This window comes from Mycobacterium sp. E735 (assembly GCF_001666955.1).
Taxonomy (GTDB): Bacteria; Actinomycetota; Actinomycetes; order Mycobacteriales; family Mycobacteriaceae; genus Mycobacterium.
On the sequence record NZ_LZIX01000157.1, the window covers coordinates 1 to 20,748 of the forward strand.

19 protein-coding genes and 1 other RNA gene are annotated in these 20,748 nt (G+C 66.3%); 5 read left to right on the top strand and 15 right to left on the bottom strand.

The genetic code is table 11. The features are described 5' to 3' along the window. Positions 1 to 220: 220 nt before the first annotated feature. The 13 genes from A5704_RS28820 to prfB all read right to left on the bottom strand — a co-directional run bounded on the left by A5704_RS28820 (position 221) and on the right by prfB (position 13,519). Positions 221 to 2,320 carry a DUF3631 domain-containing protein gene (locus tag A5704_RS28820; RefSeq protein ID WP_197508481.1) on the bottom strand — a complete coding sequence of 700 codons (2,100 nt, stop codon included), beginning with the start codon at positions 2,318 to 2,320 and terminating at the stop codon, positions 221 to 223. Between the two features lie 763 nt (positions 2,321 to 3,083). Beyond that, complete coding sequence (locus tag A5704_RS12375; RefSeq protein ID WP_067889227.1) at positions 3,084 to 4,208, bottom strand: site-specific integrase; 1,125 nt, start codon at positions 4,206 to 4,208, stop codon at positions 3,084 to 3,086. An 85-nt stretch (positions 4,209 to 4,293) separates the two neighbouring features. Continuing rightward, positions 4,294 to 4,661: a transfer-messenger RNA gene (gene ssrA, locus A5704_RS12380) on the bottom strand. A 90-nt stretch (positions 4,662 to 4,751) separates the two neighbouring features. Beyond that, positions 4,752 to 5,597, bottom strand: a complete 846-nt coding sequence (locus A5704_RS12385) for a maleylpyruvate isomerase family mycothiol-dependent enzyme (protein ID WP_067756980.1) — start codon at positions 5,595 to 5,597, stop codon at positions 4,752 to 4,754. Between the two features lie 18 nt (positions 5,598 to 5,615). Further along, positions 5,616 to 6,650 carry a tetratricopeptide repeat protein gene (locus A5704_RS12390; protein WP_067756983.1) on the bottom strand — a complete coding sequence of 345 codons (1,035 nt, stop codon included), beginning with the start codon at positions 6,648 to 6,650 and terminating at the stop codon, positions 5,616 to 5,618. 6 nt (positions 6,651 to 6,656) lie between these two features. Next, the gene (locus tag A5704_RS12395) at positions 6,657 to 7,901 is read right to left on the bottom strand and encodes a 26S protease regulatory subunit (protein ID WP_231969071.1); all 1,245 of its coding nucleotides are present in this window, start codon (positions 7,899 to 7,901) and stop codon (positions 6,657 to 6,659) included. 54 nt (positions 7,902 to 7,955) lie between these two features. Continuing rightward, the gene (locus tag A5704_RS12400; protein WP_197499075.1) at positions 7,956 to 8,705 is read right to left on the bottom strand and encodes an EamA family transporter; all 750 of its coding nucleotides are present in this window, start codon (positions 8,703 to 8,705) and stop codon (positions 7,956 to 7,958) included. 92 nt (positions 8,706 to 8,797) lie between these two features. Beyond that, entirely contained in the window at positions 8,798 to 9,307 is a 510-nt protein-coding gene (gene smpB / locus A5704_RS12405) for an SsrA-binding protein SmpB (protein WP_067756993.1), read from the bottom strand. Between the two features lie 2 nt (positions 9,308 to 9,309). Further along, the gene (gene ftsX, locus A5704_RS12410; protein WP_067756996.1) at positions 9,310 to 10,203 is read right to left on the bottom strand and encodes a permease-like cell division protein FtsX; all 894 of its coding nucleotides are present in this window, start codon (positions 10,201 to 10,203) and stop codon (positions 9,310 to 9,312) included. Next, positions 10,204 to 10,893, bottom strand: a complete 690-nt coding sequence (gene ftsE, locus A5704_RS12415) for a cell division ATP-binding protein FtsE (protein WP_067756999.1) — start codon at positions 10,891 to 10,893, stop codon at positions 10,204 to 10,206. A gap of 43 nt (positions 10,894 to 10,936) precedes the next feature. After that, positions 10,937 to 11,416, bottom strand: a complete 480-nt coding sequence (locus A5704_RS12420) for a hypothetical protein (RefSeq protein WP_067782471.1) — start codon at positions 11,414 to 11,416, stop codon at positions 10,937 to 10,939. Continuing rightward, positions 11,413 to 12,408: a mechanosensitive ion channel family protein gene (locus A5704_RS12425; RefSeq protein ID WP_067889230.1), complete on the bottom strand. Its 996-nt coding sequence runs from the start codon at positions 12,406 to 12,408 to the stop codon at positions 11,413 to 11,415. The genes A5704_RS12420 and A5704_RS12425 overlap by 4 nt, the downstream gene beginning before the upstream one ends. After that, positions 12,398 to 13,519 carry a peptide chain release factor 2 gene (gene prfB / locus A5704_RS12430; protein WP_067757008.1) on the bottom strand — a complete coding sequence of 374 codons (1,122 nt, stop codon included), beginning with the start codon at positions 13,517 to 13,519 and terminating at the stop codon, positions 12,398 to 12,400. Before prfB ends, A5704_RS12425 begins: the two co-directional genes overlap by 11 nt. Positions 13,520 to 13,683: 164 nt before the next feature. On the opposite strand from prfB, the gene A5704_RS12435 reads away from it, so the two are divergent. Beyond that, positions 13,684 to 15,051, top strand: coding sequence for an FAD-dependent oxidoreductase (locus A5704_RS12435; protein ID WP_067757011.1), 1,368 nt, complete (start codon positions 13,684 to 13,686; stop codon positions 15,049 to 15,051). Between the two features lie 98 nt (positions 15,052 to 15,149). On the opposite strand, the gene A5704_RS12440 is transcribed toward A5704_RS12435, so the two are convergent. Further along, the gene (locus A5704_RS12440) at positions 15,150 to 15,944 is read right to left on the bottom strand and encodes a universal stress protein (RefSeq protein ID WP_067889233.1); all 795 of its coding nucleotides are present in this window, start codon (positions 15,942 to 15,944) and stop codon (positions 15,150 to 15,152) included. Between the two features lie 536 nt (positions 15,945 to 16,480). On the opposite strand from A5704_RS12440, the gene A5704_RS12445 reads away from it, so the two are divergent. After that, the gene (locus A5704_RS12445; protein WP_067889239.1) at positions 16,481 to 17,641 is read left to right on the top strand and encodes a PPE family protein; all 1,161 of its coding nucleotides are present in this window, start codon (positions 16,481 to 16,483) and stop codon (positions 17,639 to 17,641) included. Positions 17,642 to 17,729: 88 nt separating this feature from the next. Then, positions 17,730 to 18,806 (top strand): PPE family protein, encoded by a 1,077-nt coding sequence (locus A5704_RS12450; protein WP_067782459.1) that lies wholly within the window; start codon positions 17,730 to 17,732, stop codon positions 18,804 to 18,806. A gap of 7 nt (positions 18,807 to 18,813) precedes the next feature. Here the strand turns inward: A5704_RS12450 and A5704_RS12455 are convergent, their stop codons facing one another. After that, positions 18,814 to 19,143 carry a hypothetical protein gene (locus A5704_RS12455; RefSeq protein ID WP_067757014.1) on the bottom strand — a complete coding sequence of 110 codons (330 nt, stop codon included), beginning with the start codon at positions 19,141 to 19,143 and terminating at the stop codon, positions 18,814 to 18,816. A gap of 33 nt (positions 19,144 to 19,176) precedes the next feature. Between A5704_RS12455 and hisN the strand changes: the two genes are divergently transcribed. Beyond that, on the top strand, positions 19,177 to 19,965 hold the full coding sequence (gene hisN, locus A5704_RS12460; RefSeq protein ID WP_067757017.1) for a histidinol-phosphatase: 789 nt from the start codon (positions 19,177 to 19,179) through the stop codon (positions 19,963 to 19,965). Positions 19,966 to 20,050: 85 nt separating this feature from the next. Then, positions 20,051 to 20,748: acyl-CoA dehydrogenase family protein (locus A5704_RS12465; RefSeq protein ID WP_197499073.1), on the top strand; the 698-nt coding region annotated here is incomplete at its 3' end.

Here is a 20,748-nt window from a genome sequence, read left to right on the forward strand (position 1 = left end):
TTTCGCCGACGGGCGCGCCGGCGTGCTCGCCCAGAGGTCCTTGTTCAGCGCGGCGAATAGCGCGGACAGGTCGGGGCCCCCGGGCGAGTGTGATGTTTGCTGCTGTGGGATCTCACACAGGCAAGGGATGGTGCGGCACCGGTCGCACACGCTTGGCACGAGGGCATTGATGGAGGCCTTGTTTGGCCTGCGCTTGTCGCCCTTAGCCGATACGCCGGATTCATGTACTAGAGAAAACCGGGTCATTGGCCTGTGGTGTAGCGCTTGTAGCGGATGTAGCGGATGCATCGCGGAAGGCGGGGTGAGAGGTGTCCTCGTCATCGTCAGAAGGGAGGTACCGCTCCCATGCGTCAGTGAAGTTGGTGCGGTAATAGCCTTTGCGCACCTGGCTACCGTCGTTATCTCGTATGTTGCACGATGCGATGCCGTAGTGGCCAAGCAATTTGGCCAGGAAGCGGGTATCAATCCCCCCGCCGTCACGTTTGATAGAAGCCCACGGAGCCTCCTCCATGAGGTTGAGGCTGACAACTAGTTCCGCCGACATCAGATGTTTGGGTTCACTTCTGGCCGCATAGATGGCCTTGATGTCCCGCAGCAACATCACACCGATGCTCGGGAGCCTTCCCCTGGTGTCCGCTACAGCCGCTACAGCCGCCACACGGGCAGTCTGGGTCCAGTGTCCACCCACCAACTCGGCGACGACAAGTAGTGGTTCCCATGCGTCGGCGTCGCGGTCGTCGACGCCACTGGGCATCTCGGGCCAGTGCTGCTTCGCGTGTTCGCGCACGCTATCGGCCCCGTCGGCCAGCCGCGTTCCGAGTGCTTGCCCAATTGGCGCGTCGACTCGCTGCCGCCAAGGCTTAACCGTCTCAAACGGTGCTCGTTTCTTCATCCGTGCCACGATGGCGCGGGTCATAATGGTGTCAGGCAGATCGTTTAGTCCGGCCATCATGACGGCGCAATACGCGGGCAGCTCCTCAGTCACGATGTTGTCGCCGCGTGTTGCGCAGCGGCCCGCGACGGCTCCCTTGCGATGCCCCGCATTGATGAGACCGCGGACCTCCTCGTTCTCCCTGCCCTTCCCGAAGACCGTGTCGATCTCGTCGTAAAGAACGGTCGGCAGTCCTGCGGGATCGGAAATCTTGCGGAACAAGTAGGCCGACGTGACATTAACCGCGTGAACAGGACGCGGCACCAAGGGCTCAGTGACTTCGAGCGCTCTGGTCTTGCCGCTGGCCGGTTCCGGCGACAGAAATGCGAACCTCGGCGTCGACTCCCAGCAGTCCATGAGGTGCGTATGCGCGATCCACAGGACATGGGCGTGCCGCACGTGCTCATTGGGGTAGATGATGTATTGGCTCAGGAAGGCGTCGACCTCGTCGAGCAGCGCAACGCCGTCAATACTGCCGTAGGGAGGTGGCTCTTTCGGTGGGTCCGGCTGCGGGTCTCGCTGAATGTCGTCTGCAGTCTCGACTCTCAGCGGCGGAGGTTCCGGCTTGACCAACGACCACACGTCTTCGACTGTGTACCCCTCCATCAGATAGTCATCAAGGCCGGTTTTGGCGTCGGTGTCGGGCAGATGCAGGTAGCGCAGGCGCGAGCCCTGGCGGCCGAGGTAGTCGGCCAATCGGGTCAGTGCCTTGCGCACCGAAGGCTTGCGCGCCACGTCACCATCAAAGGCGAGAACTACCTCGCGGCCTTCCAGCGCGATGTCGTCCCAGTCGGCCAGCGCGGTTTTGCCGCCCTTGTGATTGGTTCCCCGCCAGTTCCACACCCCCGCCAGCGCCACGATGCACAGTCCATGCGCCGCGCCGCAATCGGCCTTCTTGGTGCCTTCAGTGACCCACAGCGGCTCGTCTGGGTCGTCAAGTTTTTCGCCGATGCCGCGCGGGACGTCCAGCCCGTTGATCTGGCCAGCTGGCATCACGTATTTGACAACCTTGCCGTCGTTGCGTCTCGGGTTGTCGGGCCGGAATGTGTATCCCCACGTGCTACCGCGCTTGGAAAGCTGCGGGATCAGCAGGCCCGGCACTCGGCGACTGGTCTGGTCGGAGAAGCCTAGCCCTAACAGGCGGCGGCGATCGATGACGGTCTCATAGCCGCGCAGCGCCGCGTGCTCTGTCGTGATGCCGGATGCAGCCAGCTGCGCCTGATGTTCATCGCTCAGCGGCTTGCCGCTTGCCGCTTCGTGGCTGGTGTAATGCCCGTCGTGTCGTCCCCCGGCGGTACGATCACCAAAGACCTGATCGTGAGAATGAGGGTCTTGCGGTTGGCTGGCGGTCTCATGGGCGGGGCCGCCGCCTCCGTCTTTACCTGGCATTACCTGCCGCCCCTCGGAGCACCTGGGTGCTGTGCCCGGCCGGGCGTTCGCAGAGCGTGCAGTTTTCTCCTGCTGGTGCGTGTAAGCCCTGAGACAGCTCCGTCGGCGTCTCCGATAGTCCGACGGCCGTCGTTCGCGCAAGCTTCGAGAGCGTTCTGAAGATCCTCACCTGTCATGCGCCAGCTGCGCGCAACTTTTCGTCCGGGAAGTCGACCGGTGCGCAATTGCTCGACCAGCCACCTTTCCGAAGGCGCGCCGAGGATCTCGACCGCTTCCGCGCTGGAGTAGGTCTTGAACTGACCCGTCCAATCAGCCACAGCGACCACCTGCCTGCTGTTGCTCCTGTGTAGTTATCCACGACAGCAGGGAGTCCCGCATGTAATAGATGCGGCGACCCACCCGAAAGAAGGGCGCGAATGAGCCCGTCGCTCTCGCCTTCTTCTGGCTAGATCGTGGAATGCGAAATTCGAGCTCGACATCGAGCGGTGTGAGAACGTCCACGGTGCTCCGAGACACATCGGATCCCTTCACCGGTCACTGGCGACCGAGGCCAAGGGGAGAACTTCTCCCTTCTCCCTATCTCGCCTGAGAAACACCGAAACACAGGTTTATGCACAAACGAGCCCCCCAGCGACCTGTTGACGCCTGAGAGTGCTCAGTTCGACCGGAATATCTTCAAATGGTCCGACCGACCGACTTCTGGCTTGGCTTTGTCATTGGGTTATCTAGCGGCACATGTCGGAGACTCAGCGCCGTCCGACGGTTAGCGTCCCCCAAGCGCATTTCCGATGACATCGGCGGCCGTCTGCATCGAGCGCCGATCAATATGCGCATAGAGACTGATTGTGGTGTTGATGCTCTCGTGACCGAGATGATGTTGAACCACCGGCAGCGGCACACCAGCGAGCACCAGCCAGCTCGCACAGGTATGCCGCAAGTCGTGGATACGAGGACGAAGGATCGGCACCGACTTGTCGGTAATCGGGTTGCCTTCCTCGTCGACCCAGGGCCAGGCGCGTTCGACCGCTGGCTTCCAGACCCGCTCATGGAAGCCGTTGCCCCTAACTGGTCGCCCGGCCTTATTGAGGAAGATCCACTCGTGCGAGTAGTCCAGCTTGTCCAGGACGGCCTTCGGGATGTTGATGGTGCGCACCGACTTCTTACTCTTCGGCGGACCCAACTCATATCCGCCACGGTCGTAGGTGCGCTTCCAGGCCCGGTTGATCCGCACGGTGCTGTTGGCCCGATCAATGTCGGAAGGCTTGAGCGCAGTGGCCTCCCCCCAGCGACAACCCGATGCAACCAGGAACTCGACGAGCGGACGCCAAAACTCGGAGATGCTGTCGAGCAGCCGGGCGAAGTCCTCCTGGCTTAGGCAAACCATTTCTTGGCGCTCGGAGCTGGGCAAGCGCTGACCTGCGGCCGGGTTGGAGGGGATGCGTCCCGCCCGGACGGCGGCGTTCAGAGCGCTGCTAAGGAAGCCATGCTTGTTGGCGATGGTCTTGCCCGAAGCACCCTTCTCCGAGAGCCCCTGCATCCACCGTGCGATGTCGTCTTTCGATAGCGACGTCAGCGGCAGGTCGCCAAGTGCATCATCGATGTCGTTCTTTAGGTACGACCGGTAGTCGTACAGGCTCGACTTCCGCAGCCCGGTCAGGTGGTTGATGTGGTGTTCGATCCACTCGCGGACCGTCATGGCGGAGAACTCCGGGTCGACGCCGAGGGCCACTAACGCCTTGGCAGGCCCGAACTTGTCGACCAGTTTCTGGAACTTCGTGGCCGAAGCGAGGTCCTCGAACGATGTCGAGGACTGTTTGCCGTTCAGCCGGTAAAGCACCTGGACGTAGGTGCTGCCGTCCCCGCGTGTGCCCCTACGGAGCGATGCCATAGCGGGAGCATAAACGACAAATGTTGATGAGATGTTGATGGGAAATAAAACTGGCCAGAGCTTAGGGCTCTGACCAGCTTATTTCCAGTGGAGCTGCCGGGAATCGAACCCGGGTCCTACGGCATTCCCTCAAGACTTCTCCGTGCGCAGTTCGCTATGCCTCTACTCGGATCTCCTGGTCACGCGAACAAGCCAGGATGACGATCCCAGTCGCTGTTGGTGTCCCGATGAGCCCCGCGACCGAACTCATCGGTTGATCCCTCTAGCTGACGCCAGGCTCCGGGTCGAGGGCTTTCCCGGTCTGACGGACTAGCTGTCGCTTAGGCAGCGAGAGCGTAGTCGCGCTGATGTGAATCGGCGCTTAATTGGTTGCAACGACGCTTACGGTGGTCTCTTGCCTGCACCGGCACGCTTCCCTTGATTCGATGCGCGAAGTCGAAACCGTTCAGCCCCTCGCATCCCCGCCGATTTTCGGCAGGACAATCAATAGTACGCCGTGATCAACGCGCGGCAACGAACGTATCTTCCCGGTCCGCGCTGCGATCAGATCACGAAATTCAGGTGCTCGACGACCTGGGCGGCCACGTCCTCGTCACCGCCGAGGTCGACGGATTGCGCCCGGGCGCGGCACATGGGCCGGCCGCCGGCCAGCCGGGTGAACTGCAGGCCGTCCAGCCGGATCGCCACCGTCGGCTCCTGGCCGCCGAAGTCATCGACCAACCGGGCCCGCCCATCGACGCTGACGCGGATGTTGCGGGACAGCGGCCCGGTCAGCTCGAACAGGACCCGCGAGCCCTCGGGCGCCTTGGCCCGCTTGCCCACCACGTAGCCCATGGTGGCGGCGATCTCGTCCAGGGACAGTTCAGCCGCGGGACTGGCGAGCTGCTCATCGGACGACGGCCAGCGCAGCGCCTCGCGGATGTCCTGCTCGTGCATCCAGCAGTCGAACACCCGGACGCGCATGAATCGCCCGTAGCTCTCCGGGCCCACCGGCGTCACCGTCACGGCGTCCCAGTCCTCGGCGGACATGTCCGTCAGCGCCGCGCGCCGGTCGTCGGTGATGTCCTTGAACCGTTTGAGCACGTCGCCGCCGGGCTCCGCGCTCAGGTAGCGCACCCAGCACTCGTTCATCGCGCCGATGTCGTTGCGAACATGCTCGAGCGTCGAGACGTCGATGTCGGGTTGCGGCGCGGGGACGCCGGCGAGGAACGACTCGGTGCCGATCATGTGCGCCACCAACGCCTTGACGTCCCAACCGGGCAGCGGGCTGGCCGCCTCCCACTCCGCCTCCGGCAACCCGTCCAGCAGGGCGGTGATGTCGTCCCACACCGCGAACAGACCCGCGAGCACTTCGGACTTGTCGAGCTTGGTGACAGGGCGATCGGCCATGGTCGGATAGTAGGCCGATCATTTCCCGATCAAGAGCCCGATCCGAATAATGACCAGGGCGCCCACGGCCAGCAGTCCGCCGACGGCGATCATCGCCGGGGGTCCGGGGTAGACGGTGACCCACGCCCCCGCCGCGATGGCGACCAGCGCGTGGATGGCGCGGGCGGCGGAGAATCGCTGCTTGCGCAACACGGACAGCAGCACGCCGCGCGGAATCGCACGCACTAGCCACCACAGCACGGCGATCATGGCCGCGGTGAGCAACCCCACGGCCACTCGCGCCACCGCGGTCGGACGCCCGTCGTTGTAAGCCCCCGCGGTGATGGCGAGCAACACGCTCAGCACACCGGCCCCGACGGTGACGCCAGCGAGCACCTTTCGCAGCACCACCCCGATGTTTCGGCGAGCCAGGTCCGCCAGTTCCGGGTCGCTTCCCGCGGCCCCGAGAAACCCACGCAGGGCGCGACCAAACTTGTTCCCATCCAATCGGTGAATGGCCAGATCGTTGAGCGCCTCGGCGTTGCCGGGATCCAACTGCAACGCTTGCCGATAGGAGGCGACGGATTCGGAACGCCGCCCGAGCCGATGCAGGATCGCGCCCCGCAAGTTCAGCGCATCGACATCGTTGGGTTCGAGCTGCAGCGCCCTATCGATGACGTACAGGGCCGTCGCCATTTGTCGCGACCTCAGCAGCAGAGCCGCGTACAGGCGGTATTGGGCTGCCTGGTTCGGATGGGCGACCACCCCCCGCCACGCCATCCACATTGCGTCATAGTTGCGGCCGAGACCCTCGAGCGCCAACGCGTAGACCCGCATCGCGAATTCGTGTTGCGGCGCGACCGACAACGCTGCATATGCGCTGTTGGCTGCGGGCCCATGGTTTTTGAGTGCGTGATCGGCCGCGGCGTGCAGGGCCAGCAGGTCAGGGTCGTTGGGATTTTGCGACAACGCAGCGCGGGTGACATCTCGTGTCCGCTGGTAATTCCTGGTCGCGTAATACGCGCGGGCGACCTGCAGGGCGCTGTCGGCTCGAACGCCGGGGTCCGACGTCACCGGTGGTCACCGAAACTTCCTGCGGCGCAGGTACTTCGCCAACTCGTCGTACGTGCCGTCACCGTTGGCGAATTCGACGACATTGCGCGCCGTCTCGAACCAGGGGCCGGTGCTGGGCCGGATCTGAGCGAGCGCGTTGTCGATATCGGCCATCAGCACCGGCCGCACCTGGCCGCTGCGCATCGAATCCGCCATCGCAAGCTGCGTCGCGATCTCGCACACGTAGGCCAAGTCGGCGCCGGAGAAGCTTTCGGTGCGGTTGGCGATCGTCTTGAGGTCGATACCGGAGACCGGCCGGTCCTGCAGGTGCGATCGCACGATGCCCGCTCGGGCGCCGACGTCGGGCAGGCCGACGAAAATCATCCGGTCGAATCGGCCCGGCCGCCTCAGCGCCGGGTCGACATCCCAGGGCGCGTTGGTGGCGCCCAGCACGTACACACCGTCGTTGATCGACCCCGCCGAATCCATCTCCTCCAGCAGCGTGTTCACCACCGGCCGCATCCCCGAGCTGCCGCTCAGGGCCGAGCGCCGATGACCCAACGCGTCCACCTCGTCGAAGAACAGCACGCAGGGCGCGTTGCGCCGGGCGGTGTCGAAGACGGCGCGGATGCTGCGCTCGCTGTTACCGAACCACTGGTGCAGAACGTCGGCGATGCCAACTTGATAGAAGTTCGCACCCAGCTCGCCCGAAATGGCTTTGGCAATGAACGTCTTGCCGCAGCCCGGTGGGCCGTACAGCAGCAGCCCGCCGCGCGCGGTCACCTTGTACGCCTTCATCAGCTCGGGATTCTTGATCGGGCCGAGCAGCGAAAGGTCCAGCTGCCGTTTGACGTCCTCCATGCCGGCGACGTCGTCGAGCCGGACGCGGACGCGCTGCACGACGTCGAAGTCGTCCTCGTTGACGGCGTCCGGGGGGCGCTCGACGAACGCGGGCTCGATGATGTCGGCGACCTCGCGTTCGGCGCTCGACCAGTCGAACCCCTCCTGGCCGGCGGGTGGCTCTCCCGGCGACGGCGGACCCTCGGACGATGCCCCCAGCGCCGCGGTGCACCGCTGCAGCAGGCTCAGTGCCTGGGCGTTGCCCGGTTGCTGGGTCAGCGCCGTACTGCAGTGACTCAGCGCCTCGGCGTACCGCCCCTTGTCCGCGAGCAAATTGGCGAGATGCAGCCTCAGCTCGATCACGTCGGGGCTGCGTTCCACCGCGCCCGACAACTCCCGGATGACCGGGTCCTCGGTATCGGATGCCCCCACCGTCATCTCCCCGCGTATGAGTGCTGGCAGCCCAATACTAAGGGGGCAGCGCCGTCAGCTGGCGGCGATCATGGCCACGGAGCCCATGGCCATCACCATGCCGAACCCCTGCCACCGCGTGAGCCGCTCGCGCAGCACGACCATCGCCAGCACGACCGTGGCCGCCGGGTAGAGGGAGATCAGGATGCTGGCCAGCGAGAGCAACCAGGTGTGCAACGCCAGCAGCATGGTCACGTTGGCGCAGATGTCCAGCACGGCCACGGCCAACGCCAGCTTCAACGGCTTCCCGCGCGGCGCCCGCAGGTTGTCACTGGCCGCGGCCATCACGAAGATCACCACGGTGGCCGCGAGCCGGGCGAAGACCAGCGGCCACAGTTTGCACGCGTGGGGCGCCTGGTGCAGAAAGACCAGGTTCAGTCCCATCGCCGAACCGGCCAGCAGCGTGAGCCACGCCACCTTCGGGGTGAATCGATACGGGGTGACGCCCTGTGCGGTCGCTTCCCGGCTCACCAGCATGACCGCGACCAACGCCAGCACGAAGCCCACCGAAGCGCCTGGCCCCGGCCGCTCCCCCAGCGCCACTCCGACCGCGACCGGGACGGCCGCGTTCAGCACCGCCGCCAGCGGCGAGACGACAGAGATCGGCCCGGCGCCCAGCGCGGCAAAGAAGGCCCACATGCCGACCGCCATTCCGACGCCGTAGAGGCAACCCCAGAAAACGGCGCCCCACGAGATCGGCCCGCCCACCGCCAGGGCCAGCGCGCCCAGCAAGAACGTCTCGATCGGATAGACCACCAGCATCACGCGCAGCGCGGCGACCCGGCGAGCGGCTACACCGCCCACGAAATCGCTGACGCCGTAAGTAACGGCCGACAGCTGCGCGTAAGCGGCCCCGATCAGCTCATGCCCTTGGCTCGGCGACCCAATTCACGGACCACTTCGCGCTGGGCATCGCGGCGGGCCATGTCCTGACGTTTGTCGTGCGCTCGCTTGCCGCGCGCTAACGCGAGCTCGACCTTGACCTTTCCTTCGGAGAAATACAGAGACATCGGCACGAGGGCGAGGTTACCATCTCGTATCTTTCCGACCAGACGGTCGATTTGTTGCCTATGTAACAACAACTTTCGGTTTCGACGTGGCTCATGGTTGGTCCAGCTACCGTGCTGATACTCGGGAATGTACAAGTTGCGCAACCACACTTCGCCGTCGTCGACGGTTGCGAACGCGTCGGCCAGGGACGCGTGTCCCTCGCGCAGACTCTTCACCTCGGTGCCCTGTAAAGACACTCCGGCCTCGAACTCCTCGAGGATCGAATAGTTGTGCCGCGCTTTGCGATTGGTGGCGATGATCTGTTTGCTGCCACGCTTGCCGCCCGCCGCCCTGGCCCGGCCGGGATCTTTCGCCACAGCTACCGCCGGATGTAGAGGCGCAACGTCGCGTAGGAGGTCAGCCCGGCGATCGACACGCCGAGCAGGAACAGCCACGGCGAGATGTAGAGGATGTCGGCGTAGTCGACCTTGGCGATCAAATGCGCTTGGTAGAACTGGCTCAGCGCGTTGTCCAGGAACCACGCTCGCACCAGAACCAGGCCGACGATCGCGATGGCGACACCGATGGCCGCGGCCAGCATCGCCTCCACCAGGAACGGCAGCTGGGTGTACCAGCGGCTGGCCCCGACCAACCGCATGATCTGGATCTCCGTGCGCCGCGTGTGCGCGGCGACCTGGACCATGTTGGCAATCAGCAGGATCGCCCCGATGGCCTGCACCAGGGCGACGGCGAACGCGGCGTCGCGCAAACCGTCCAGGACGGCGAATAGCCTATCTATCAAATCTTTTTCGTTGAGGATGCTGCGCACGCCGGGCTGGCCCTGCATCGCGGCGTCGAACTCCGCGTGCTGTTCGGGGTTGTTCAGCTTGACGATGAACGACGCGGGAAACGACTCCTTGCCCGCCACGTCCTTGAACTCCGGGAACTTCTTGATCGCGTCGTTGTAGGCGTCCTGCCGGTTGACGAAACGCACCGATTTGACGTCTTGGCGCGCATCGATCTTGTCCCGCAGCGCTTTACACGGGCCGGACCCGCATGTCGCGTCGTTGGCGGAGATGTCGTCGGTGAGGAACACCTGCGTCTCCACGCGGTCGAGATAGATCTCCCGCGAGTTGTCGGCCAACCGCACCACCAGCAGACCGCCACCGAACAGGCCGATCGAGATGGCCGTGGTGAGGATCATCGCCGCCGTCATCGTGACGTTGCGACGGAGCCCGGTCAGGACCTCGTTGAACAGGAAGCCAAAGCGCACTTAGCGGTCCATCCCATAGATGCCGCGCTGCTCGTCGCGAACCAGCCGCCCCAGAGACAACTCCACGACGCGCTGACGCATCGAGTCGACGATGTGGTGGTCGTGCGTCGCCATCAACACCGTCGTCCCCGTGCGGTTGATCCGCTCCAACAAATCCATGATGTCCTTACTGGTGTCTGGGTCGAGATTGCCAGTCGGCTCGTCGGCCAGCAGAACCAGGGGCCGGTTGACGTACGCGCGCGCGATCGCCACGCGTTGCTGCTCGCCGCCGGACAACTCGTGGGGCAGCCGGTTCGCTTTGCCGGACAGGCCGACCGTTTCGAGCACCTCGGGCACCACCCGGTTGATGGCGTCGGCCCGCCGGCCGATCACCTCCAGCGCGAAGGCGACGTTCTCGTAGACGGTCTTCTGCTGCAGCAGGCGGAAGTCCTGGAACACGGTTCCGATCACCTGGCGCAGCTTCGGAATGTGACGACCGCGCAGCTTGTTGACGTGGAATTTCGACACCCGGATGTCGCCGGAGGTGGGGTTCTCCTCGCCGAGCAGCAGCCGCATGAACGTCGACTTACCGGAACCCGACGGGCCGATCAGGAAGACGAACTCACCCTTGTCGATTTTGACGTTCACGTCCTCTAACGCCGGACGGGCCGACGCTTTGTACTTCTTGCTGACATGGTCAAGGGTGATCATCACGGCACGCCAGTGTAGCCGTGAATTTCGCTGGCAAGCCAAGTCAACTGGCCGGCGGTGGCGAAGTGGGCGCCGGGCCGGGCCCCGGCTGCGGTAGCTGAGGCGGCGATGCGGGGCTGCTGGTGCTGGGCGGGCAGAAGGGCGGCGGCAGCAGGCACGGCAGCTGCGGCAGCGCCGGTGGCGGCGTGGTGGTGGTCGTCGTCACGGGCGGCGGTGGCGGCGGCGGCGTGCTCGTCGGGGTCGGCGTGTAGGTGACGGTCGGCGGCGGCTGCTGCACGCGACTGCGCGGCACCCAGGTGTAGTTCGGGTCGGGGACGAAACCGGGCGGCACCACCTGCTGCGCGGGTGGCTTGGGCGCCGGTTCCGGGCGGTAGGTGTCGTAGACCCACCACGCGGCGAAGAAGGCGATGATCAGCACGAGGGTCGAGGTGCGGAGCCGCCCGCCGAACATGTATTTCGGCCAGCGATGATCCGCGTCCGAGTCTTCGCTGCGCTTCTCGAAGATGCTCAGGGTGAATTTCAACGCTTCTGCACCGCACCTTGGACGTCGTCGTCGATTCGCTCCTCGGCCGCCTGGGCCGCCGGGACGGACGGGTCTTCCACCAGCCCCACCTTCGCGTCCGCCGCGGTCATGATGCCGACGCGGGCCAGCGCCCGTATGACCAGGACACGCAGCTGTCGGCCGGCCTCGAACTGCTTGCCGGGCAGCGTGCGGGCCACCAGACGCAGGGTGACGGTGTCGACTTCGATGCTCTCCACACCCATGACGGTGGGCGCGTCCAACAGCAACTCGCCCAATAGCGGGTTTTCCATCGCGCGGTCGCATTCCTGGTGCAAGACCTCGTTGACCCGGTTCAGGTCGGCGCTGGTGGACACCGGGATGTCGACCACCGCGCGCGCCCAGTCCTTGGACAGGTTGACCACCTTGACGATCTGTCCGTTGGGGATGGTCAACACCTCGCCGTCCGCTGAGCGCAGGCGGGTCACCCGAAGCGTCACGTTCTCGACGGTGCCGCTGGCCTCCGTCGAGGAGACGACGGTGAGGGTGACCAGGTCCCCGAAGCCGTACTGGCGCTCCGCCAAGATGAAGAACCCCGACAACAGGTCCCTGACCAGCTGCTGCGCCCCGAAACCCAGGGCGGCGCCGACCACGGTGGCCGGCGCGACCAGTCCCCCCACGGAGAACTGCAGCACGTCGGCGATCTGCATGATCACCCAGATGCTGATCAGGACCACCGACACCCAGGAGATCACCGAAGCCATCGCCTGGCGGTGCTTGGTCGCCTCCGAGCGCACCAGCGCGTCGCTTTCGGCGAAACCCAGGTTGAGCTGACGGGTGATCTGCTGCGCCACCCAGTTGACGAACCGGGCCGCCAGCACCGCCACGATCAGCACCATCACGATCCTCAGACCGCGGGTGATGATCCACTGCCCGATGTCGCCGCGCCAAAATTCGTGCCAGCCCAGCGCCCTTGTCAGGGCGGTCGAGGCAAGAAGAGTTGTGTTAGTCGTCATCTTTTCGGTTGCGCCACCGGATTCCCGCTTCCAGGAACCCGTCGATGTCTCCGTCCAGGACGGCCGCCGGATTGCCGACCTCGTACTCGGTCCGCAGATCCTTGACCATCTGATAGGGATGCAGAACGTAGGAGCGCATCTGATTGCCCCACGAACTGCCGCCTTCACCTTTCAACGCGTCGAGTTCTGCGCGTTCTTCGGAACGCTTGCGCTCCAACAACTTTGCCTGAAGCACTCGCATCGCCGAGACCTTGTTCTGCAATTGCGATTTTTCGTTCTGGCAAGTCACGACGATACCCGTTGGGATGTGGGTTAGACGAACGGCCGAGTCGGTGGTGTTCACGGATTGGCCGCCGGGCCCGCTGGAGCGGTAAACATCAACGCGCACATCGCCTTCCGGGATGTCGATGTGATCGGTGGTGTCCACCACGGGAAGCACCTCGACCTCCGCGAACGACGTCTGGCGTCGATTCTGGTTGTCAAAGGGGCTGATCCTGACCAATCGATGGGTACCCTGCTCGACCGACAACGTGCCGTAGGCGAACGGGGCGTGCACGGCGAACGTCGCGCTCTTGATGCCCGCCTCCTCGGCGTAGGACGTGTCGAACACTTCGACGGGGTACTTGTGCTGCTCGGCCCACCGGATGTACATCCGCATCAGCATCTCGGCCCAGTCGGCCGCGTCCACCCCGCCGGCGCCCGACCGGATGGTGACCAGCGCCTCCCGCTCGTCGTACTCCCCCGAGAGCAGCGTGCGCACCTCGGTGGCTTCTATATCGGCCCTCAGCGCCTTCAGCTCGGCGTCCGCCTCGGCGAGCGCTTCTGTTTTGCTGGCGGCGCCCTCCGCTTCTTCGGCCGCCAGCTCGTAGAGCACCGGCAGATCATCGAGCCGTTGCCTCAGCTCTTCGATGCGACGCAGTTCCCCCTGGGCGTGGGACAACTGGCTGGTCACCCGCTGCGCGTTGGCCTGGTCATCCCACAATTGGGGATCGGACGCCTCGTGTTCGAGCTTCTCGATCCGGCTGCGCAGACCGTCCACATCGAGCACCCGCTCCACCGTGGTCAGGGTGGAGTCAAGGGCGGCGATGTCGGCTTGACGGTCGGGTTCCACAGCGGACAACGTTACCGGGACGCTCCGAGCGCCCCGGCTCCCGGCGAGTGCCCGGGCCACGACCAGCGGTCATGCGTTTAGCATCGAGTCACGGTCATGTGCACCCCGCGCCGCGCGCCGCCAGCCCCCCCGCGCGCTAACCGGGCACGAATAGAAGGTCGAGTATGCGTCCATACCACGTTGCCATCGTCGGCTCCGGACCGTCCGGGTTCTTCGCCGCGTCCTCCCTGCTCAAAGCGGCGGACGCGGCCGAAGACATCGAGGTGGCCGTCGACATGCTGGAGATGCTGCCGACCCCGTGGGGGCTGGTGCGCTCGGGCGTCGCGCCCGACCACCCGAAGATCAAGTCGATCAGCAGGCAGTTCGAAAAGACCGCCGAAGATCCCCGCTTCAGATTTTTCGGCAATGTGGTGGTCGGCGAGCACGTGCAGCCCGACGAACTGTCCGAACGCTACGACGCGGTGATCTACGCCATCGGCGCGCAATCCGACCGGTCGTTGAAGATTCCCGGCGAGGACCTGCCCGGCAGCATGGCCGCGGTGGAATTCGTCGGCTGGTACAACGCGCACCCACACTTCCAAGAACCCGGCCCCGACCTGTCGGGCGCCCGGGCCGTGGTCGTCGGCAACGGCAACGTCGCCCTCGACGTCGCCCGCATCCTGGTGACCGATCCCGACGTGCTCGCACGCACCGACATCGCCGACCACGCCCTGGAGTCGCTGCGGCCGTGTGGCGTGGAGGAAGTGGTGATCATCGGGCGGCGCGGGCCGCTGCAGACCGCGTTCACCACGCTGGAGTTGCGCGAGCTGGCCGATCTGGAAGGCGTCGACGTGATCGTCGATCCGGCGCAGCTCGAGGGCATCACCGCCGACGACGAGGCCGCCGCGGACAAGACGACGAAGCTGAACATCAAGGCGTTGCGCGACTACGCCACGCGGGCGCCACGGCCCGGCCATCGCCGGATCGTGTTCCGGTTCATGACTTCGCCGATCGAGATCAAGGGCGACGGCAAGGTGGAGAGCATCGTGCTCGGGCGCAACGAATTGGTCAACGACGACAGCGGCCGGGTATCCGCCAAGGACACCGGCGAGCGCGAGGAGCTGCCGGTTCAGCTGGTGGTGCGGTCGGTCGGGTACCGAGGTATGCCCACCCCCGGTCTGCCGTTCGACGAGAAGACCGCGACCATCCCCAACGCCGCGGGCCGGGTGGAGGGCAGCCGCAACGAATACGTCGCCGGATGGATCAAGCGCGGGCCGACCGGTGTCATCGGCACCAATAAGAAGGACTCCCAGGACACGGTCGACACGCTGATCGCCGATCTGGACCGCGCGAAGGAATCCGGTCTGCCGGACTTCCCCGACGACCACGCCGACCAGCTGGCCGACTGGCTGGCCTCACGCCAGCCCAAACTGGTCACCTCCGCGCACTGGGAGGTCATCGACCGTCATGAGCGCGCCGCCGGGGAGCCGCACGGGCGCCCGCGCGTCAAGCTGCCCAACCTGGCCGAGCTGCTGCGGATCAGCCACGGCTGATCACCGGGCGACGGTTGCCGGCGGCCCGTCGTCCAGCGCCCGTCCACGAAAACGACGCAAGAGCGCCACCACGTCGGCGCGGTCGATCAGATCCGCCGTCACAGGTTGCTGCACCGTATCGCCAGCACCGAGTGCCCCACGTTGCAGACGTCGGCGGCGGTGTGGGAGTCGGTGACCAGCAACTGGCCCGCTTCGGGGTTGGCGTGCAGGTACTGCTCCACCCTGCCGCGCACGATCGCGGATTCCGCCCGGACGTCGGGATACAGTCGCGTCCACCGCGCGAGCCGCCGGCTCAATCGTGCTTGGGCCGAACGCATTCCGTCGCCGGCGTCGTGCGAGTCCTCGCCGTATACCCAGAGCGCGTGCAGCGTGGCTCGGCGCAGCCTCGCCTCCTCGAAAGCGTGCCGCAGCACCATGCCGTTGTCGACTTCGGCGAGGACGCTCCCGACCTTCGGCGCCGCCGAGCGGCGGGCCGGCTGATGGATGACGGCCACCGGGCACCGGGCCGAGCCGGCCAGGGCGCTCGCGACGGACGTTCCGCCGTGGCGGGCGTGGTTGAGCCCGATCGAACCGATGCAGATCATGGCCGCCGACCTCGCCTCCTCCATCAACTTGGTGAGTGGCCTGCCATAAAGGATGTCGGTTTCGATCTTCACCTGCGTGCCGGTGGCCTCCACGGCCCGGTGGGCGTCGGCCAGCGCCGTGCGTGCGGCGGCGAGGCGCGCCTCGCTGGCGGCCGCGGTCGGCGCGTCCCGTGGATCGACGACGTAAACCAATCGCATCGGGATGTCCCGGCTGACTGCCTCGTCGATCGCCCACAGGGCCGCCTGCACCGCCCCACTCGATCCGTCCACACCCACGACGATCGCCGGAGCGGGATAGCTGGTGCTCATCGAGGGCTCCTTCGCTCAGCTGTGGGCGGGCAACTTTCCGGTCGCTCGGTGACGACGTTATGACCGGGAACCCCTCTCCCACAGAGGCATTGGTCCCCGAATATGTGCCATTCGGCCCCTGGGTACCGGCGGCGGCGGACCGCAGGCCACGCCAGTTATCAAGCGGTTCAGCGGCTTTCGCTATTTGTCAGGCGTTTGATAAGACTGGGACTGGTTAACGTAAGGTAAACGCTCGGCAAACGGAGTCTGAATTAAGGGTGGCCGGCGCCGCGAAATCAGCAAAACCCCGCACGTGTGGTCCGCACCTGCGACCTTTGAAGTGCCCGAACATCGAAGGTTTCTCGCGATGCCCTGTGCGCACGGTCCGCCAACTCGATAACCGCCACGCTGCCCGGTAGCCAGCCGTGGAGCGATTCCGCCCGGGCCGCCTCTCGTCCGTTCGCCGGGGAGGGCTTCGCCTGCCCGCCGACCGGCACGAGCGGCCAAAGACCGTCGCTAATCATTCTTGCCCACAACGCACTTGAGGGATGGACACTATGGATTGGGCTTTTCTTCCGCCAGAGGTCAACTCTGCCCGGATGTACACCGGCCCGGGGCCGGGATCGCTGTTGGCCGCCGCGGGAAGTTGGGATGCGCTGTCGGCCGAACTGACCTCCACCGCCGCGTCTTACGAGGCGGTGCTGTCGAGTCTCGGCCTGCAATGGCGGGGCTCCGCTGCCGACGCGATGGCGTTCGCGGCCGCCCGCTACCTGGCGTGGTTGCAGGCGACCACCGAGCAGACACAACAGACAGCCATGCAGGCGCGAACCGCGGCGGCGGCTTACGAGCAGGCGTACACGATGACGGTGCCGCCGCCGGTGATCGCGGCCAACCGCACCCTGCTGGCATCGCTGGTGGCGACCAACATCGTGGGCCAGAACACCGCGGCCATCGCGGCCGTCGAGGCGCAATACGCCGATTTCTGGGCCCAGGACACCGCAGCCATGACCGGCTACGCCGCGTCCTCTTCGGCGGCGATGCAGCTGCCGAAGTTCGCCAGCGCGAACAAATCCACCGCGGAGTCCGGGGTCAGCGCCCAGCATGCCGCCGTGACCGCGGCCGGCATGAAGGCCGCCGCGTCCAATGCCGTCAAGCAGTCGCTCTCACCGCAATCGGCGCAGACGTTGCTGAGTCCGAATCCGGCGGCCGCACCCATTCAGCAAGCGGCCGCGAACAACAACGGCGCCTTCCGGCTCCTCGACGCGATTCAGGGAACGGGCGTCGGCTTCAGTGCTCCCTACAACATGGAGCAATTCGTATCCGGAATCATTGGCGCCGAGAACAATCTGGGCATCCTGGCCAAGCCGGGGGCGGCCGCGGCCAATCTCGCACCCGCGGTCGCGGCGCCCGCACTTCGCGGCGCGGCCGCGGGCTTGGGCGGGGGCTTGGGCAACGTCACCGCAACGCTGTCGCACGCCGGGTCGATCGGGCCGATGTCCGTGCCGGCCAGCTGGTCCGCGCCCACGAGCACCCATATCTCGCCGTTATCACCCGCCGGGTTCACCACGCTGCCGGGCACCGAGGAGCCGGTGTCGTCCGGATACCCCGGCTATCCGGGCATGCCGGGCGCCGGCAACTCGCGAGCCGTCGGCGTGGGTGCGCCGCCCCGCTACGGGATACGGCTCAACGTGATACCGCGGCCGCCGGCCGCCGGGTGACATGCGGTCGATCCGCCAACGGCCGGCCAGGGAACGAACCGCTCGACGCATGCGGCTTCGTGGTGCGCGCTCATAGGGCTGTAGGACAATGGATTTCGGCATTCTCCCACCAGAGGTGAACTCCGGCCGGATGTACGCCGGCCCCGGTTCCGGCCCGCTGCTGGCCGCCGCGGGAGGGTGGGACTCGCTGTCGGCGGAGTTGACCGTCACGGCCGCGGTGTACGAATCGGTGCTGTCGGGGCTGACGGGGTTGCATTGGCACGGACCGGCATCCCGGGCGATGGCAGCCGGCGCAGCGCCCTACGTGGCGTGGCTGCATACCACCGCCGAGCGTGCACGGCAGGCCGCGATGCGGGCCCGGGCCGCGGCGGCGGCTTACGAACTCGCCCATGCCATGACGGTGCCCCCGCCCGCGATCGCCGCCAACCGCAGCCGATTGGCGCAGTTGATCGCGACGAACTTCTTCGGCCAGAACACCGCCGCGATCGCGGCCACCGAAACCGAGTACGCCGAGTATTGGGCCCAGGACGCGTCCGCGATGTACGCCTATTCGGCGGGTTCGGCTGCCGCGGCGCAGCTTTCGCCGTTCCTCTCCCCGCGGGCGGCCACCGATGCGGCCGGGATCGCGGACCAGCAGCAGGCCGTCGCACACGCCAGCACGAACTCGGGGTCTCAGGCGGTGGCCTCCGCGGCGCCGGGCTCGACCTCGGGACTCTTCCGAATCCTCGACAGCATCCAGGCTGTCCAGACCACGTTCAACGCCCTTTTCAACGCCGAGGGGTTTCCCGCCGGAATCATCCAGGCGGACAAGAACTTGGGAATCCTGCCGAACCTCGCGGCCGTCCCGGCCGCGGCGCCCACGCAGCCCGCGCTCGGGGGGCCGGGATCGGGTGTGGGGAACGTCCATGCCGTGTTGGCCCGCGCCGGGCGGATCGGGGCGATGTCGGTGCCCGCCGGCTGGACGGCCGCGACGGGCAGCCCCGTCGGGGGACTTCCGGGCGGCGGGCCATCCGCGCTGCCGACGACCGAGGCGCTGGCCCGAACCGGATCCGGCACGCCCGGGGTGCCCGGAATTCCAGGGGGCAGAGTCTCGCGGGCCGCGCTGGTCGTACCGCGTTATGGCGTCCGCATCTCGGTGATGGCCCGCCCGCCGGCGGCCGGCTGATGGATCGCTAGACCGGGGGCGGCTCGGACGGCGCGAACTTCCAGTTGTCCGGATTCTTCGGCGAATACACCACCGGAAACAACTGGCCCATGGTCGGCCACTGCTCGACGTCGACGGCCATGCGCTGATACACCGCGTGCTCGCTGACCGTCGGCCCGTTGATGACCCCGGCGATGGTGACGAATTGCTCGCCGGTCGCGTCCGGCCGCGGGCTCACCCCGGTCACCAGCAGCGTGCCGTTCAAGAGGTCTCCACGTGGGCCGCGGGGGAGGAACCGCTGAGCAAGTGCGACCGCCAAGACGCCCAGCAGCAGGATCAGGACTCCGAATTCCCACACCCCGCCATCGTAGGGCCGTGATAGGACTGCGTCATGAGCCGGGACGATCTGACGCTGGCGCTCGCGCTGGCCGACCGCGCGGACGCGCTGACTTCCGCCCGCTTCGGCGCGCTGGACCTGCGCGTCGACACCAAGCCCGACCTGACCCCGGTTACCGACGCCGACCGCTCGGTGGAAACCGAACTCCGCGAGACGCTAGGGAGCGAACGGCCACAGGACAGCATTCTCGGCGAGGAGTTCGGCGGCACCGCCGTTTTCACCGGGCGGCAGTGGATCATCGATCCCATCGACGGCACCAAGAACTTCGTGCGCGGCGTGCCGGTGTGGGCCAGTTTGATCGCATTGCTCGAAGACGGTGTGCCGACGGTCGGCGTCGTGAGCGCGCCGGCGCTGCAACGCCGGTGGTGGGCGGCTCGCGGCCTCGGCGCGTTCGTCACGGTCGACGGCGCGCCCCCGCGGCCGCTATCGGTTTCCGCTGTGGCGCAACTCGACTCGGCCAGCCTGTCGTTCTCCAGCCTGTCCGGCTGGGCCGAGCGCGGTCTGCGGGACCGCTTCATCGGGCTCACCGACGCGGTCTGGCGGGTGCGCGCGTTCGGCGACTTCCTGTCCTATTGCCTGGTGGCCGAGGGGGCCGTCGACATCGCCGCCGAACCCGAGGTGTCGGTGTGGGACCTCGCTGCCCTCGACGTCCTCGTGCGCGAAGCGGGCGGAACGATGACCGGACTCGACGGCGTCGCGGGTCCGCACCGCGGCAGCGCCGTGGCGACCAACGGGCCGCTGCACGAACTCGTGCTTCGCGCCCTCGACGCCGGCGGTCTGTGAATTAGTTAACAAGTGTTCTCTGTGATCTTACTCCGGAGTAAGATAGCCTTGTTCGCACTGCCCCGACTAACCACAGGCTGCCGACATGACCGACACAGGTTCCGGTTCCACAAAGACTTCCAAGTCCGCCCGCTCCGGTCGCAAGCGGAAAGACCAGCAGAGCGCGGTAGGGCTGCAACACCACAAGCGCACGGGCGTCGACATCGCCATCGCGCTGCTCACCCCGCTCATGGGCCAGGAATTCCTGGACAAATACCGTCTGCGCGATCCGGTCAACCGGGGCCTGCAGTACGGCACGAAGACCGTCTTCTCCACCGCGGCGGCCGCCTCCCGGCAGTTCAGGCGGGTGCAGAATCTGCGCGGCGGGCCGACCCGGCTCAAGTCGAGCGGCAAGGACTACTTCGACCTGACGCCCGACGACGAACAGCAGATGATCGTCGAGACGCTTACCGAATTCGCCGACGAGGTGTTGCGGCCCGCGGCGCCCGGCGCCGACGAGGCGGCGACCTACCCGGCCGACCTGATCGCCAAGGCCGCCGAGCTGGGCATCACCGCGATCAACATCCCCGAGGACTTCGAGGGCATCGCCGCCCACCGGTCAAGCGTGACCAACGTGCTGGTGGCCGAGGCGCTCGCCTACGGCGACATGGGTCTCGCGCTGCCGATTCTGGCCCCGGGCGGTGTGGCCGCGGCGCTCACGCACTGGGGCAGCGCGGACCAGCAGGCCACGTATCTGCACGAGTTCGCGGGCGAGAACGTTCCGCAGGCCTGCGTCGCCATCGC

What these genes read in the sequence shown, in the direction of transcription:
- A5704_RS28820 (WP_197508481.1), bottom strand. Translation starts at nt 2,320, where the DNA reads ATGCCAGGTAAAGACGGAGGCGGCGGCCCCGCCCATGAGACCGCCAGC.
- A5704_RS12425 (WP_067889230.1), bottom strand. Translation starts at nt 12,408, where the DNA reads ATGACGACTAACACAACTCTTCTTGCCTCGACCGCCCTGACAAGGGCG.
- ftsE (WP_067756999.1), bottom strand. Translation starts at nt 10,893, where the DNA reads ATGATCACCCTTGACCATGTCAGCAAGAAGTACAAAGCGTCGGCCCGT.
- A5704_RS12385 (WP_067756980.1), bottom strand. Translation starts at nt 5,597, where the DNA reads ATGGCCGATCGCCCTGTCACCAAGCTCGACAAGTCCGAAGTGCTCGCG.
- hisN (WP_067757017.1), top strand. Translation starts at nt 19,177, where the DNA reads ATGAGCCGGGACGATCTGACGCTGGCGCTCGCGCTGGCCGACCGCGCG.
- A5704_RS12375 (WP_067889227.1), bottom strand. Translation starts at nt 4,208, where the DNA reads ATGGCATCGCTCCGTAGGGGCACACGCGGGGACGGCAGCACCTACGTC.
- A5704_RS12450 (WP_067782459.1), top strand. Translation starts at nt 17,730, where the DNA reads ATGGATTTCGGCATTCTCCCACCAGAGGTGAACTCCGGCCGGATGTAC.
- A5704_RS12435 (WP_067757011.1), top strand. Translation starts at nt 13,684, where the DNA reads ATGCGTCCATACCACGTTGCCATCGTCGGCTCCGGACCGTCCGGGTTC.
- A5704_RS12445 (WP_067889239.1), top strand. Translation starts at nt 16,481, where the DNA reads ATGGATTGGGCTTTTCTTCCGCCAGAGGTCAACTCTGCCCGGATGTAC.
- A5704_RS12440 (WP_067889233.1), bottom strand. Translation starts at nt 15,944, where the DNA reads ATGAGCACCAGCTATCCCGCTCCGGCGATCGTCGTGGGTGTGGACGGA.